This window comes from Azoarcus sp. DD4 (assembly GCF_006496635.1).
In the GTDB taxonomy this organism is placed as follows: Bacteria; Pseudomonadota; Gammaproteobacteria; order Burkholderiales; family Rhodocyclaceae; genus Azoarcus.
In genome coordinates this window covers 3,330,468-3,344,402 of the sequence record NZ_CP022958.1, presented here as the reverse complement: position 1 = coordinate 3,344,402, position 13,935 = coordinate 3,330,468, and the positions used below count along the sequence as shown (strand labels likewise).

General features: G+C 68.0%; 15 protein-coding genes. 2 read left to right on the top strand and 13 right to left on the bottom strand.

The window, feature by feature from the left end:
* Positions 1-65: 65 nt before the first annotated feature.
* The 7 genes from CJ010_RS15435 to CJ010_RS15405 form a co-directional block, all read right to left on the bottom strand.
* On the bottom strand, positions 66-854 hold the full coding sequence (locus tag CJ010_RS15435) for a coniferyl-alcohol dehydrogenase (RefSeq protein ID WP_141018861.1): 789 nt from the start codon (positions 852-854) through the stop codon (positions 66-68).
* A 26-nt stretch (positions 855-880) separates the two neighbouring features.
* Positions 881-2,332 carry an aldehyde dehydrogenase gene (locus CJ010_RS15430; RefSeq protein ID WP_141018860.1) on the bottom strand — a complete coding sequence of 484 codons (1,452 nt, stop codon included), beginning with the start codon at positions 2,330-2,332 and terminating at the stop codon, positions 881-883.
* Positions 2,333-2,351: 19 nt separating this feature from the next.
* A complete protein-coding gene (locus CJ010_RS15425) occupies positions 2,352-3,071 on the bottom strand; it encodes an ABC transporter ATP-binding protein (protein ID WP_141018859.1) in 720 nt (239 codons plus the stop codon).
* The gene (locus CJ010_RS15420) at positions 3,064-3,798 is read right to left on the bottom strand and encodes an ABC transporter ATP-binding protein (protein WP_141018858.1); all 735 of its coding nucleotides are present in this window, start codon (positions 3,796-3,798) and stop codon (positions 3,064-3,066) included. The genes CJ010_RS15425 and CJ010_RS15420 overlap by 8 nt, the downstream gene beginning before the upstream one ends.
* A complete protein-coding gene (locus tag CJ010_RS15415; protein ID WP_141018857.1) occupies positions 3,795-4,760 on the bottom strand; it encodes a branched-chain amino acid ABC transporter permease in 966 nt (321 codons plus the stop codon). The genes CJ010_RS15420 and CJ010_RS15415 overlap by 4 nt, the downstream gene beginning before the upstream one ends.
* Entirely contained in the window at positions 4,757-5,629 is an 873-nt protein-coding gene (locus CJ010_RS15410; RefSeq protein WP_141018856.1) for a branched-chain amino acid ABC transporter permease, read from the bottom strand. Before CJ010_RS15410 ends, CJ010_RS15415 begins: the two co-directional genes overlap by 4 nt.
* A 93-nt stretch (positions 5,630-5,722) precedes the next feature.
* A complete protein-coding gene (locus CJ010_RS15405; RefSeq protein WP_141018855.1) occupies positions 5,723-6,943 on the bottom strand; it encodes an amino acid ABC transporter substrate-binding protein in 1,221 nt (406 codons plus the stop codon).
* 352 nt (positions 6,944-7,295) lie between these two features.
* On the opposite strand from CJ010_RS15405, the gene CJ010_RS15400 reads away from it, so the two are divergent.
* Positions 7,296-8,240, top strand: coding sequence for an AraC family transcriptional regulator (locus CJ010_RS15400; protein ID WP_168224970.1), 945 nt, complete (start codon positions 7,296-7,298; stop codon positions 8,238-8,240).
* A gap of 334 nt (positions 8,241-8,574) precedes the next feature.
* Here CJ010_RS15400 and CJ010_RS15395 read toward each other — a convergent pair whose 3' ends face one another.
* Entirely contained in the window at positions 8,575-9,213 is a 639-nt protein-coding gene (locus CJ010_RS15395; protein WP_168224969.1) for a YXWGXW repeat-containing protein, read from the bottom strand.
* Between the two features lie 291 nt (positions 9,214-9,504).
* Here CJ010_RS15395 and CJ010_RS15390 point away from each other — a divergent pair, with 291 nt between their 5' ends.
* Positions 9,505-10,149 carry an FMN-binding negative transcriptional regulator gene (locus tag CJ010_RS15390; RefSeq protein ID WP_141018852.1) on the top strand — a complete coding sequence of 215 codons (645 nt, stop codon included), beginning with the start codon at positions 9,505-9,507 and terminating at the stop codon, positions 10,147-10,149.
* Positions 10,150-10,163: 14 nt separating this feature from the next.
* Here CJ010_RS15390 and CJ010_RS15385 read toward each other — a convergent pair whose 3' ends face one another.
* The 5 genes from CJ010_RS15385 to CJ010_RS15370 all read right to left on the bottom strand — a co-directional run bounded on the left by CJ010_RS15385 (position 10,164) and on the right by CJ010_RS15370 (position 13,835).
* Positions 10,164-10,604 carry a GatB/YqeY domain-containing protein gene (locus CJ010_RS15385; RefSeq protein WP_141018851.1) on the bottom strand — a complete coding sequence of 147 codons (441 nt, stop codon included), beginning with the start codon at positions 10,602-10,604 and terminating at the stop codon, positions 10,164-10,166.
* A gap of 114 nt (positions 10,605-10,718) precedes the next feature.
* The gene (locus CJ010_RS15380; protein ID WP_141018850.1) at positions 10,719-11,429 is read right to left on the bottom strand and encodes an SDR family oxidoreductase; all 711 of its coding nucleotides are present in this window, start codon (positions 11,427-11,429) and stop codon (positions 10,719-10,721) included.
* Positions 11,430-11,572: 143 nt separating this feature from the next.
* The gene (locus CJ010_RS15375) at positions 11,573-12,010 is read right to left on the bottom strand and encodes a cyclic nucleotide-binding/CBS domain-containing protein (protein WP_141018849.1); all 438 of its coding nucleotides are present in this window, start codon (positions 12,008-12,010) and stop codon (positions 11,573-11,575) included.
* Positions 12,011-12,287: 277 nt separating this feature from the next.
* A complete protein-coding gene (locus CJ010_RS25575; RefSeq protein ID WP_256378927.1) occupies positions 12,288-12,413 on the bottom strand; it encodes a hypothetical protein in 126 nt (41 codons plus the stop codon).
* A gap of 108 nt (positions 12,414-12,521) precedes the next feature.
* Positions 12,522-13,835 carry a sodium:proton antiporter gene (locus CJ010_RS15370; RefSeq protein ID WP_141018848.1) on the bottom strand — a complete coding sequence of 438 codons (1,314 nt, stop codon included), beginning with the start codon at positions 13,833-13,835 and terminating at the stop codon, positions 12,522-12,524.
* Positions 13,836-13,935 lie beyond the last annotated feature (100 nt).

Here is a 13,935-nt window from a genome sequence, read left to right as displayed (position 1 = left end):
TTTAGCGCGAATTCGCCCGCCCGTGTGGACGGCGAGGGCTATCGGCGCCGGGGCGCCGGCCGGTTTCAGCTCAAGCCGTACATGTTCGCCAATACGTGCGAATGCATGCCGCCGTCGCAGGCGATGTTGCTGCCGCGTATCCAGGCGCTGCCGTCCGAGCACAGGAAAGCCACCAGCGGGGCGATGTCGGCGGGGCGGCCGGGGCGGTCCATCACCCGCATGTCTTCCTCGGCGCGCGCGCCTAGTGTTTCGAGGAAGTCGCCGAGGATGGGCGTATCCACCGGGCCGGGGCTGACGCAGTTCATGCGGATGCCGCGCTCGCGCCAGGTCCAGCGGTTCTGCAGGGTCCAGGCGATCAGCACTTCCTTGGAGAAGAAGTAGCTGCGGGCGTCGTCCACGCCGTGGGCGTCGCACAGCGCGGCGACGCCGCCGAAGTCGCGCAGCGCGATCATGGCCTTGATCGCCGGCACTGCGTCGGCCCAGCCCAGGCCGGCGAGCGAGGCGAGGTTGACGATGCTGGCGCCGTCGGCCAGACGCGGGATCAGCGCCTCGGTGAAGGCGCGCAGGCCGAGGAAGTTCACCGTCAGCACCGGCACCCGGCCGCGGGTCGGCGGCAGGCCGGCAATGTTGCACAGCGCATCGATGCCGTCGCCGCATTCGGCCGCAGCCGCTGCAATCGAGGCCGGGTCGCCGAGGTCGGCGCGGATGTAGCGGTCGACGTGTGCGGCGTCCGGCGCGTTGCGGTCAACGCCGATGACGCGGGCGCCGAGTTCCCACAGCACCCTGGCGGTCTCGGCGCCGATGCCGGAGGCCGCGCCGGTGACGACGATGGTCTTGCCGTTGAGGTCGTTCATGTTCGTGTTCCTTGCAAGGGGCGGAGTCAGATCGGGTAGTGCTGGGGTTCGGTCTGCAGCGTGATCCAGCGCAGCTCGGTGAATTCCGCTACCGCGGCCTTGCCGCCGAAGCGGCCGTAGCCGCTGGCCTTGACGCCGCCGAAGGGCATCTGGGCTTCGTCGTGCACCGTGGGACCGTTGATGTGGCAGATGCCGGATTCGATCTGACGTGCCACAGCCAGCGCGCGGTTCACATCGCGCCCGAACACCGCGGCCGACAGGCCGTACTCGGTGTCGTTGGCGAGCGAGACGGCCTCTTCCACGCCGCTGCAGCGGATGATCGCCGCCACCGGGCCGAAGGATTCCTCGCTGTAGAGCCGCATCGCCGGGGTGACGTGGTCGACCACCGTGGCCTGCATGATGGTGCCTTCGGCGCTGCCGCCGACCGCCACCGTGGCGCCCTTGCCGGCGGCGTCCGATACCAGCGCTTGCACGCGGTCCACCGCCTCCTGGCCGATCATCGAACCGAGCACGCAGCCGGGCGTGCCGGGCAGGCCGGCCTTGAGCGTGGCGGCCTTGGCGGCCAGCCGGGCGACGAAGTCGTCGGCGATCTTGCGGTCCACGATGATGCGCTCGGTCGACATGCAGATCTGGCCCTGATTCATGAAGGCGCCGAAGGCCGCAGCCTTGACCGCCTCATCCAGGTCGGCGTCGTCCAGCACCACCAGCGGCGCCTTGCCGCCGAGTTCGAGCAGGCAGGGTTTGAGCTTGCGCGCGCATTCCTCGGCGATCAGGCGGCCGACGCGGGTGGAGCCGGTGAAGTTCACCCGGCGCACTGCCGGGAAGCCGATCAGCGCATTGACCACCGCGCCGGCATCGGCGGGAGCGTTGAGTACCACCGAGATCGCACCTGCCGGCAGGCCAGCTTCGACCAGCACCTCGCCGATCAGGCGGTGGGTCTTGGGGCAGAGTTCCGAGCCCTTCAGCACCACGGTGTTGCCGCAGGCGAGCGGCATGGCGATGGCGCGCACGCCGAGGATGACGGGCGCGTTCCACGGGGCGATGCCGAGCACCACGCCAGCCGGCTGGCGCACGCCCATGGCGAAGGAGCCGGGCTTGTCGGAGGGGATGACTTCGCCGGCGATCTGCGTCGTCATCGCCCCGGCCTCGCGCAGCATGTTGGCGCCGAGATGGCAGTTGAAACCGGCCCAGACGTCGGAGGCGCCGGTCTCGGCGCGCATCGCGGCGATGAAGTCGGGCGTGCGCGCTTCCAGGATGTCGGCCGCCTTGGTGAGCACCGCGCGGCGCGCACCCGGGCTCATCGCCGACCACACAGGGAAGGCGGCGGCGGCCGCGGCGGCCGCCGCGAGCGCGTCATCCACACTCGCCGCCGCCGAACGGGTGGCGACCTCGCCGGTGATCGGGTTGAGCCGGTCGAAGCTGGCGTTGCCGCTGGCGGGCACATCCTTGTTGTCGATCAGCAAAGGGGTGGTGAACATGTTTTCTCTCCTTTTGTCGTCATGCATGCGTGGCCACGCCCAGGTAGGCGCGACGCACGTTGTCGTCGTTCCGCAGTTCGGCGGCCGTGCCCTGGCCGACGATGCGACCGTTTTCCAGCAGGTAGCCGCGGTCGGCCATCTCCAGGCTGCGGCGGGCGTTCTGCTCCACCAGCAGGATGCCGACGCCGCTCGCCCGCACCTTTTCCAGTGCGGCGAAAAGCTCGCCGCAGACCAGCGGCGACAGGCCGAGCGAAGGTTCGTCCAGCATCAGGACGTCGGGCGCCGACATCAAGGCGCGGCCGATGGCGACCATCTGCTGCTCGCCGCCGCTCATGGTCCGCACCGCCTGGTCGCGGCGCTCGGCGAGCTTGGGGAAGAGCGCCAGCACCTCGGCCAGCCGGATGGATTCGCCGGCGCGGGCGCGTTGCGCATAGGCGCCCAAGGCGAGGTTTTCGGCCACCGTCAACTCGCCGAACACGCCGCGGCCTTCCGGCACCAGCGCCAGGCCGGTTTCCACCACCCGGTGCGGCGGCTGGCCGTGCAGCGGTCTGCCGTCGAGCGCGATGTCCGCGCCCGCGGCCGGGCGCTGCAGGCCCGCCACCGTCTTCAGCAGGGTGCTCTTGCCAGCGCCGTTGGCACCGAGGATGACCACGATTTCGCCCTTGGCGATGGCCAGCGACACCTGGGCGAGCGCTTGGTGGCGGCCGTAGAACACCGACAGGTCACGGATCTCAAGCATGCTCGTCTCCCAGGTAGGCGCGGATCACGTCCGGGTTGGCCAACACCTCGGCCGGCGTGCCCTCGGCGAGCTTGCTGCCGGCGCTCATCACCACGCAGCGGTTGCACAGCGAGCGGATCGCATCCATCACGTGCTCCACCATCAGCACCGTGCGGCCTTCGGCCTGCAGCGAGCGGATCAGCTCGATGCCGGTCTGCAACTCGGTGGGGTTGAGGCCGGCCAGCCATTCGTCGAGCAGCAGAACCTTGGGATCGGCGGCGAGGGCGCGGGCGAGCTCGATGCGCTTCTGGTCGATGTAGGTCATCTCCGCCGGATGCAGCTGTTCGCGCCCGCCCAGGCCCACGCGTTCCAGCAGTGCGCGGGCGACCGTTGCGGCGGCGTCCGGCGCGAGGCGGTCGGGGCCGAACACCGCGCCCACCATCACGTTCTCGAGCGCGGACAGCGAGGGCAGCACCCGTACCAGCTGGAAGCTGCGGGCCACGCCGGCACGGGCGATGCGGTGCGGCGCCAGGCCGGAGATGCGGCGGCCTTCCAGCGCGACGCTGCCCTGCGTCGGCCGCAGCGCGCCGGAGACGAGGTTCATCAGCGTGGTCTTGCCGGAGCCGTTGGGGCCGAGCAGGCCGACCACCTCGCCGGCGTGCACGTCGAAGGAGATCTGGTTCACCGCGACCAGGCCGCCGAAGACCTTGGTGAGGCCGGCGATGCTGAGTAGCAGGTGGCCGTTCATTGCACCACCTCCCTGGTCGCGACCGCGGCGGTCTTGACCGTCGCCGCCTGGCCCTTGCCGCGCAACTGCGCGATCCGTCCGGCCACGCCTTGCGGCAGGAAGTAGACGATGAGCAGGAAGGCGACGCCGAGCAGCAGGTGCGTATGGTTGGGGAAGCGGCCGGAGATCAGCTCGTAGAGCAGGGTGAAGGGCAGCACGCCGACCAGCGGCCCCCATAGCGTGCGCGAACCGCCGAGCAGCGCCATGATGACCACCTGGAAGGAGATCATCGAGTTGAAGGCGATCGAGGGCTCGATGTAGGTCCAGCGCGGTGCGAGCACCGCGCCGACCACCGCGATGAAGGCGCCGCTGATGCAGAACAGCAGCACCTTGACGCGCGCGGTGTCGATGCCGGCATGCGCCGCCACGGTTTCGTCGTCGCCGATCACGCGCAGCGCCAGCCCCAGTCGCGAGCGCTTGATCGCCCAGCCGACGATGAACACCAGCCCGCACAGCGCCAGCAACTGCCAGTAGATCTGCGCCGAACCGATGTACACGAAGACGTACTGGCCGACCGAGCCGCCGACGTTGGTCTGGTACCAGGTCACCAGCTGGCGGATGAGTTCCGCAAGGCCGAAGGTGAAGATGACGAAATGCACGCCCGACAGCCGCAGCGTGGCTACCCCCGCGAGGAAAGCGAGCAGCGCGCCGGCCACGGCCGCGACCGCCAGCACCACCGGCCAGGGCGCGGTTTCGCCGAGGTTCACCACTACGTAGGCGCCGGTGCCGAAAAAGGCGGCGGTGGCCAGTGACACATAGCTGGTGGGGCCGGAGAACAGTGCCCACGCGGTGGCCATGGCCACGTAGCCGGCCAGCGAGATGCCCAGCGTCAGCCAGAAGCCTTCGTCGGCCAGCGGCAGGCAGGCCAGCAGCGCCAGCGCCGCAGCCGAGATGGCGAAGATGAGGCGTTCGCGCTTGTTCATGCCGCACGCCTCCCCATGATGCCCTGCGGGCGGAACAGCAGGACGAGCACGAAGAGGCCGTAGGTTGCCGCCAGCGTCAGGCCGGGGTCGACCAGGGTCGCGACCGCGGTTTCGGCCAGTGCCAGCAGCATCGCCGCGATGACCGCGCCGCGCGGATCGCCGACGCCGCCCATGATGACGATGATCAGCGCCTTCATCGTGAACACCACGCCCATCGAGGCGTTGAAGGTCAGGAACATCGATAGCAGCGCGCCACCGCAGGCGGTGAGCGCGCCGCCGATGGCGAAGGCCAGTGCCGACGTGCGGGCGACGTCGATCGCCACCAGCCCGGCGGCCACCGGATCGACCGCCACTGCGCGCACCGCGGTGCCGGTGCGGGTACGGTTGAGGCCGAGGTAGAGCGCCAGCGCCACCACTGCTGCCACGGCGAAGGCAACGATGCGGTTGAGCGCGAAGGGCTGACCGAATATCTCGACCGGCTCGGAGAAGTATGAGTACGAGTAGTAGTTACCGCCGAACATCGCCAGCATCAGGCCCTGGAATATGAAGAGCAGGCCGAAGGTGGCGAGGATGCTGTCGACCTCCAGCATGCCGCGGTTCTTCGCGCGGCGGACCAGCGGTGTCAGCAGGTAGCGGTAGACCAGCCAGTTGAAGGCGAAGGCGGCCGGGGTGACGACGAGGAGGCCGGGCAGCGGTCCGACCTGCGCCTGGGTCTGCAGCCAGAAGGCGGCGAAGGCGGCGCCGACCAGGGTTTCGCCCAGCGACAGGTTCATGATGCGGGCGACGCCGTACTGCAGGGTGAGACCCATCGCCATCAAGGCGTAGGCACCCCCCAGCAGCAGGCTGGTGAAGAGGATGAGGAATAGCATTGCGGTCCCTTGGCGCCACCGGTAGCGGGCGGCGCCGTGCGAGTTCAGGGTGGTTGGCGAGCGGGGCGGAGTCCGGCTGCGCTCAGCGGGCGATCACTTCCAGGCCTGCTTGGCGACGGGATCGACCGCGCCGGTCTTGTCGTGCGGTGCAACGCCGCGGAACACGCCGTTCTGCCACTGTCCCACCGCCCACGGCTGCTGGCGCACGTTGTCCTTGAACTGGAAGGGGCCGAGCACCGTGTCGAAGCTGCCCGTCTGAAGTTCCTTCACCACCGCCTTGCGGTCGAGCGAACCGACGCGCTCGATGGCCTGGGTCAGCATTTCCAGGCTGGCGTAGGTCACCGAGCTGGCCCAGCCGTCCGGTTCCTTGCCGTTCAAGGCCTTGTGCGCCTCGATGTAGGCCTGCATCCGCGGCGTGGAAGGATCCCAGCCGCCGGTGCCCATCACGCCTTCGACGGTGGCGGAGCCGAAGCGGTCGCGATAGTCGGGGAAGGGCGTGCCGACGCCGGTATGGAAGACCTTGGGATTGAAGCCGGCGATGCGCGCCTGCTCGGTCAGCCCGAAGGTGTCGGGCGGGTAGCTGAAGGCCAGGAAGACGTCCGGGTTGAGTGCCTTGACCTCGTTGATGACGGGCGAGAGATCCTGGGTGCCGAGCGGATAGGACTTGTCGTAGACCACCTTGAAACCGGCGTCCTTCAAGGCCTTGCGGGTGCCGTTGGCCATGTCCAGGCCGAAACCGTCGGCGACGAAGGACACCGCCACGACGTTGCCGACCTTGCCTTCGCCCTGCATCTTCTTGAGCATGACCACGAGGTCCTTGCCCATGCCGCTGCCGCCACCGAGCAGCCAGAAGCTGTTGGGCCAGCGCTTGCCGAGTTCGGGGCCGCGGTCAGTCACCGAATTCACCGCCAGCTGCGGGTAACCGTACTTGGCGAACACCGGCGCGGCGGCAAGGTTGGCGGCGGTGGCGTAGGGCGCGATGATGAAGTCGGCCTTGTCCTGGGTGGCGAGGCGTTCGATCGCCTTCACCGTGTCTTCGTTGTTGGTGCGGTCGTCGTACTCGATGAGTTCGACCGGCACTCGCTTGCCGACGGACTTCAGCATGATGCCGCCGGCCTTGTTGGTCTGATCCACCCACAGGCGGATATTGGGCCATTGCGTCATCGCGGCGCCACCCGCGAGCGGGCCGGTCTTGGGTGCGACGGCACCTATCCTGATGCTCTTGATTTCTTCGGCGTGGGCGTTGCCTTGCCAGGCGAGCGGCAGCAGGGTCGCGGATGCGATCGCCACCGCTTTCAGGAAGCGGGTGTGCATGTCTATCTCCTCCGTTATTGGTATGCCCGGTCTGTGCCGGGGGTGGTACGACGGCAGCCGGATTCGATCGGCATGCCCTGTCCACTGCCATCACTGTAGGTGGCGGGGTCAGGTGGCTCAATGTCGATTCTTGGGTATTACTGATACGAAACTGGAAAATTGCTGGATTGGTGTCTGGCCGCGTTAGATGCGGATTTCTCCTGCAGAATCAATTGAAAGACGGCACTTCCCGGCGAAGGAAAGCGCTTTCCCCGCGACAGCAGCCGGGTTAATCGATACAGAAATCTGGTGTATAGATGTCGCTTTCTGGAAGAGAGGCAGGCCGGTCGAGCGTGCCCGGGAGGCGACATCGATGCCGCAGGTCCAGCAGTCAGCGCATGCGGAGCCGTTCTTGCCGGCGGGCTATCGCGCCGGCGTGGATGCGCATGTGCGCATTCAGCGCGTCGAGGCCGGCCTGCAGCGGCGGCGCTATCCCCTGCTTGCCGATACGCGCGAGTCCGAGCGGGTAGCGATCCTGCTGGCCGGCGGCGAGGCCGAGATCGGTGGCGAGGACGAGCCTATCGCCTTGTCGGGGCCGGCGCTGGCCTGGCTGCCGGTGCGCGAGCACCATTTCCTGCGGCTGGAGGCCGGGGCAGGCGGCTGGATGCTGGGCCTGTCGGAGGCGATCTCGCGCGATGCGGTGGGGCAGGGCGCCGAATCCATCCACCTGCGCTACCTGCTCGACCGCGTCACCGCCATCGGCGACATCGACAAGCCGGTTGCGATCGGCGAGGTGCAGCACGCCTTCAGCGCGATCGCGCGCGAACTGCAGCGCGACGAGCGCGGATCCTGGCAGTTCCTCACTGCGCACGTGGCACTGATCCTGGTGCACCTGCTGCGCCTGTCGGGGCTGGAGGATGTCGCCCAACGCGGTCACAGCGTGCAGGCGACGCTGCTGCTGCGCTTCCGTCATCTGGTGGAGCAGCATTTCCGCGAGCATTGGCGGGTGGCGGATTACGCGAAGGCGATGGGGGTGTCGCACGATCGTCTGCACGACATGTGCGTGCGCACGCTCAGGCGCACGCCGCTGGATCTGGTGCACGATCGTCTCACTCATGAGGCGGGGTTGCGGTTGGTGCGTTCGGGCCTGAGCATCGAACAGGTGGCGGCGGATCTCGGCTTTCGCAGCACCACGCACTTCAGCCGCTTCTTCCGGCTGCGGACGGGGCAGAGCCCGGCGCGCTATCGCAGTGCCGCGCTGGCGACACCGGCGGCGTTGCGCGCCACGGCGAGCCGAAGCTACGCCGACTGGCCCTGAGACGGTCGGCGTGGCGGCGCCCGGGTGGCGTCCGCGGGTGATGTCGGTCCCGGAGTGCTGCTGTCGTCTTCCTCAGCGCCGAAGTACGCGGGAAACTCGTGCGCATAGCAGGGCGGCGACGCGTAACCGGCAGAACCGCCGGCACGCGCGCAGCAGCGGTCGGCGGGGTCGGTCCCGGCGGCGGGTTTGTCGTCAGCGGTGCTCATCGCCTGACCATGGTGTCGTGCAAGGGACAGAAGTTGCGTTGCGTCATCCCAGCATAGGCAGCACGCCCGGTCGCGTCAAAACGCGGGAAAGCCGCCGGCCGGGCCCAGAGGGCAATGCCTGCGGGTATTCAGGGCTGGTTCAATTCGCGATGGAGACGTTCGATCCGGTTGAGCTCCCGTTCGCGGGTACGTTCGTAGTCGCTGCGCCTGTCGTCGCGTTGGCGTCGGTCGTCCCCCTGCTGCTGCCTGTTGTCGCGCTGACGCTCGACCTCGTGCTCGCGCTGGCGCTGGAAATTGCGCTCCTGCTCGCGTTGGCGCTGGACATCGCGTTCGCGCTGTTCGCGTGCGGCGCGCTCGATGCGCTGGCGGTCCATCTCGCGGGCGCCGATGTTGTCACGCTCGCGTTCGCGCTCCCAATTGCGTCGGCGATCGTCGTCCCGATGGCGGTCGCGGTCGTGATCCCTGTCGTGGTCCCGGTCCCAGCGCTGTTGAGGCGGCCGGTAGTAACGGGTGCCCGGCGGCGCCCAGCGACCCGGCACCCAGTCGTGACGGTGGCCGGTCCAGTTCCAGTAGCCGTCGATCCAGATGTAGTTCACCGCCGGCGGGTAGCCGCGGTACTCGACGCGCGGCGGCGGGGTGACGATGACCGTTTCCTCGCCGTAGTAGTAGCCGTCGTCCACCGGGGCGACGACGCAGCCACTCACCGACAGCGCAACGAGCAGGGCAAGGCCCCAACTGCCCGGTTTGTCGATCCACTGTGTGTTCATGGTCTGCCTCGTGAGTGATGCTGCGAAAGTCGTAGCCGGGTAGTGCCTGCGGCGGTCCGGTGAGGATGACGTTAGGGCATGCATCAGGTGTCGGATGTTACGCAAGGTAAACACTTGTAAAGGCGGATTTCCCGCGGCATCGCGTCGATTCCGCGGCGGCGGGCGGGGGCCGTTGCCGCCCGCATGGAAGGTCGATGCCGCGGACACGCACGCTGCCATGCAGCATTCCCGCCGGGAATGGCGGGCTGTCGGTTATATTGCCCTTCGAACCAGAGACTTGCACGCGCTGCCATGTATCTTCCCGCCCATTTCGAAGAATGCCGCCCCGAGGCATTGCACGCCCTGATGCGTGCCCATCCGCTCGCCACGGTGGTGACGATGTCATCTTCCGGGCTCGTCGCCAATCATCTTCCCTTGCATCTGGGCATCGGGGACGACGGCGGTGTGGTGCTGCAGGGGCATGTCGCCCGCGCCAACCCGGTGTGGAAAGACCTTGTCGCTGATACTGAGACACTCGCGGTGTTTCGCGGTGCCGACAGTTACATCACCCCGGACTGGTATCCGGCCAAGCGCGAGCACGGCAAGGTGGTTCCGACCTGGAACTACGCGGCGGTGCATGCCTACGGCCAGCTTCGCATCGTCGACGACCCGGTCCGTGTGCGCGAGATCGTGACACGGCTGACTGCTGTCCACGAGGCGCCGCGCGCCCGGCCGTGGCGCCTGGACGACGCGCCGGCCGACTACCTCGAGGGGATGATGCGGGCGATCGTGGGCATCGAACTGGTCGTCACCCGTCTGACCGGCAAGTGGAAGGTGAGCCAGAATCAGCCGGCGGCCAACCGCGAAGGGGTGATCGCCGGCCTGGAAGAGGATGGCAGCGAGCGCGCCCGGACGATGGCGACGATGGTCGACGCAGGCTCATCCGGCCGTGGCTGAGCAGTGCAGTCCGCTCAGGCACTCAGGGCTTCGCGCACCCAGGCGTTGGCCTGCTTGGCGTCGAAGCCGGTGCCGAACTTCGCCTTCAGCGCCGCCATGACCGCACCCATGGATTTGGGGCTGCGGTCGGCGAGGCCGGCGACGGTCTCGGCGATGAAGGCCTTCACCTCGGCTTCACCGGCCATCGGCGGCAGGTATCCGGTGAGGATGGCGGACTCTTCGGCCAGCGCCGCGCGGCGGGCGTCGTCCTTGATGACGGACAGTGCTTCCTGGTTGTTCTTCAGGAACTTGCGGATGGTCTGCTGCACTTCGTCGTCGGTGCTTTCGCGGTTGCCGGCGTTCTTGCCGACCATCTCGGCTTCGGCGATCAGGGTGGAGAGCAACGTGCTGCGGACGCCTGCGCCGGACTTGCGGGCAAGCAGGGAATCCTTTTTCAGTTGGGCCAGGAGGCTCATGGAAAACTCCGTCAGGGATGGGGCGTGGCCGGCCTGCACATGCGCCGGCGTGTGGTTCGCAGCCCGATAGTATCGGCGAAATCCCTGCCCCGGCGCACCTGCTGCCGGTGTGCCCTACCACGCGATGGGTGCGCGGTCGCGGAAGAAGCCGCCGCTGGGGCCGTCCTCGGGCAGGGTGGCAAGCCACACCACGGTGTCGACGCCCTCCTCGGCCGAGCGGGGGGCATTGCGGCCGCCGAGGTCGGTACGGCACCAGCCGGGGCAGGCCGCATTGACCTTTATATGACTGCCGTCGAGTTCTGCGGCAAGGATGCGGGTGAGCGCGTTCAGGGCTGTCTTGGAAATGCGGTAAGCCGGCGAACCGGCGGCCATGGTTTCGAGCTGACCCATCTCCGAGGAGAGGTTGACCACCCGGCCGGCGGTGCTCGCCCGCATCAGCGGGACCAGCGCCTGGGTGACGCGCAGAACGCCGAACAGGTTGGTGTTCAGCGTGCGTTGCAGGATCCCCAGCGGCAGATCGAGCAGGCGGCACTGGAAGCGTTCGATCGAGACGCCGGCATTGTTGATCAGCACGTCCACCCGTCCGAAGCGGCGTGCCAGCCAGTCGTGCAGGGCTTCGACCGAGGAATCGTCGGTGACGTCGAGCTGGCGGCACGCGATGTCGCGGCCGGCCTGCCGGAGTTCGTCGCGCAGCGGCTCCAGCGTGGCCGGATCGCGGGCGCAGGCGACTACCAGATGGTTCTTCATGTCTGCGAGCCGTTTCGCCGCCGCCCGTCCCAGTCCGCGGTTGGCGCCAGTGACGACGACGATGGTCGGGCTGATCATGTTCGCACCTTTGAGTGCAGGCCACTGCTACCGATCCAGTATAGGCCGGCATCGGGCCTGCAACCGGACCGCCAGGGGGCTGGCGCTGCTGCCGGCAGGCGCGCGCCGGCAGCACTTCGACCCATGGCGTCCGCGCCGAAGCTTCAGAGGATGACCGTGATTTCCTCGCGGCGTACCAGTTCGAGTTCGAACTGCACGGCTTCCAGGCCGAGAGCGTCCTTGGCGCTGAGAATGCCCACCGGACGGTTGTCGTCGACGACGGGGATGTGGTGATAGCCCCCTTCGTACATGAGGTGCAAGGCGTGGCCGAAGGGGCTGTCCGGCGAGACGGTTTGCGGTTCGGCGGTCATGATTTCCTTCACTGTCACGGCCTCCGGATCCCGCGCGGCTGCGACCACCCCGAAGACGATGTCGCGCTCGGTGCAGATACCGGCGAAGGTCTTGGTGCGGGTGTGGGCTACGAGCACGGCGCTGGTATGGTGGCTCTTCATGAGTTCGGCGACACGGCGCACCTTGGTGTCGGCGGGGACGGTGACGCAGTCCTGATTGCGGATGACCTCTCTGACTTGGCGATTGGGCATGGTGGAACTCCTCCTGGGGGGCGGAACAGCGGATGACCGGACATGGCCCGGTCGGCCCCGGCAATGGACGGGGGGCGCCTCGGCAGCGCAGACGGCAGGCTTGGTGTAAACCGACGGTGTATCGAGTGGCCGCTGACGATCAGCGGGAGGGCGTCAGGCGTTAGCGGACAGCGGACGTGCTGCCGGCGTGCGGGCGATACGATCCCCCGGCCGGGGAAAGACGCACTCCGCCTTGGCCGTGCCAGCGCACTGAACGGGCTGTCACCCGCTTGTCAGCTCAGCGCGGAATGATGGGCGTTACCGCTGGGGCGTGCTTCTTCGCCTGTTTGGCGGCCTTCTTTTCCTTGGGGCTCAGAAGCGGCTGTTTCTTCGCTTCCTTGTTGCTTTGCCTGGTCTTGCTCATGATCCTGCTCCTGGCGAGCACTGGCGGATACCGGTGCAAATCCAGTATAGGCCGATGAATCCTGATAAACGGGGCAGGGGAAAATATAGATCGCCAGGGTGTGCCGGGTCAGGCCGGCTTGCTGCGGCGCCGCTCGTACCAGGTCATCGCCGGATGTGCCGAGATGCCGTGCAGGAGAATGGAGGCAGCGACCGTGATCAGCGTAAGCGTGACCAACTGTTGCGCCAGCGCGCCCGACACCCCGTGATGAAGGGCGTACATCAGGTAGAAGACCGAGCCGACGCCGCGAATGCCGAACCAGCCGATCATTGCCTTCTGATGAGGATGGACCGGATTGCCGGCCAGGCCCGCCGCCACCGCCACCGGGCGCAACAGCAGCAACAGCACCGGGACGAACCACCACAGGCCCGCCAACCCCGTCGCGTAGGGGAGCATCGCACCGATGATCAGGACGATTGCGAGTTCGGCGAGCTTTTCCAGTTGCTCGCTGAACTCCAGTACCGCGTGGGTCATCGTGGCGCTTGCATGGTGCGAGTGCGTGGCTCGCTCGGCAGAGGCGTGGTCGGGGGCATGGGCGAGAGGCGGGGCGAGGTCCAGTGATACCGATCCGGCGAGCGGTTGTTCCTCCACCCGGCGCAAGGCGAGCCCGGCAGCGAAAACGGCCAGGAAGCCGGACGCCATCAGCAGCTGGGCCGTGCCGTAGGCGCTGGCAATGAGGCCGAGCGAGAGGAATTCGTTGAGCCCGACGGCGGTATGGTGGCGCGTACGCAGGCGGACGATCAGCTTTCCGATCAGCGCCCCCAGCGCCGTACCGATTGCGATCCCGCCGGCGGGCGCCCACAGCAGATCGGCCACCGACCAGCGCCAGCCGCCACCCAGTTCGTGCAGCCCGATCAGGCCCATGCCCAGCAGCACGAAGGGGAAGGCGGAGCCATCGTTCAGCCCGCCTTCCGCGGCGAGGCTGAAGCGGACCCGATCGGGCCGGCTACCGTGACCCGACTGGAGGCTGGATGCCAGCACCGGATCAGTCGGGGCGAGGATGCCGCCAAGCAGCACCGCGGCGCCCGCGGACAAGCCCAGGCCCCACACCCCGATCGCAGCGATCAGCGCCACGGTCAGGGCCATGGTCGGAAAGGCGAGGCGCAAGGGAAGCGCCCAGCTGCGGTCGCGGAGCGGAACGCCCAGTTTCAGGCCGGTGGCGAAGAGGGAGATCAGCAGCGCGACCTCGGTAATGGCTTCCAGCGTGCCTGCGTGGCGCATCGGATCGGGCGCGATCACGGCGATGCCGCCGGGGCCGAGCGCATAGCCGAGGGCGAGATAGATCATGGCGCTGCTCAGCGGCAGGCGTGCGAGCAGTGTACTCACCAGGACCATCGTGATGAGCAGGACGCCGACGAACAAGGACCAGTGAGCGAGGAGCATCGGGACGACCGCGGTGTCGCGCGCGTGTCTCGTGCCGAGTGTCGCGCAAGCGGTGTCCTCATAGTGCCTCAAAGGGCCTGCCGCCGTGCGGCCGCCGGCG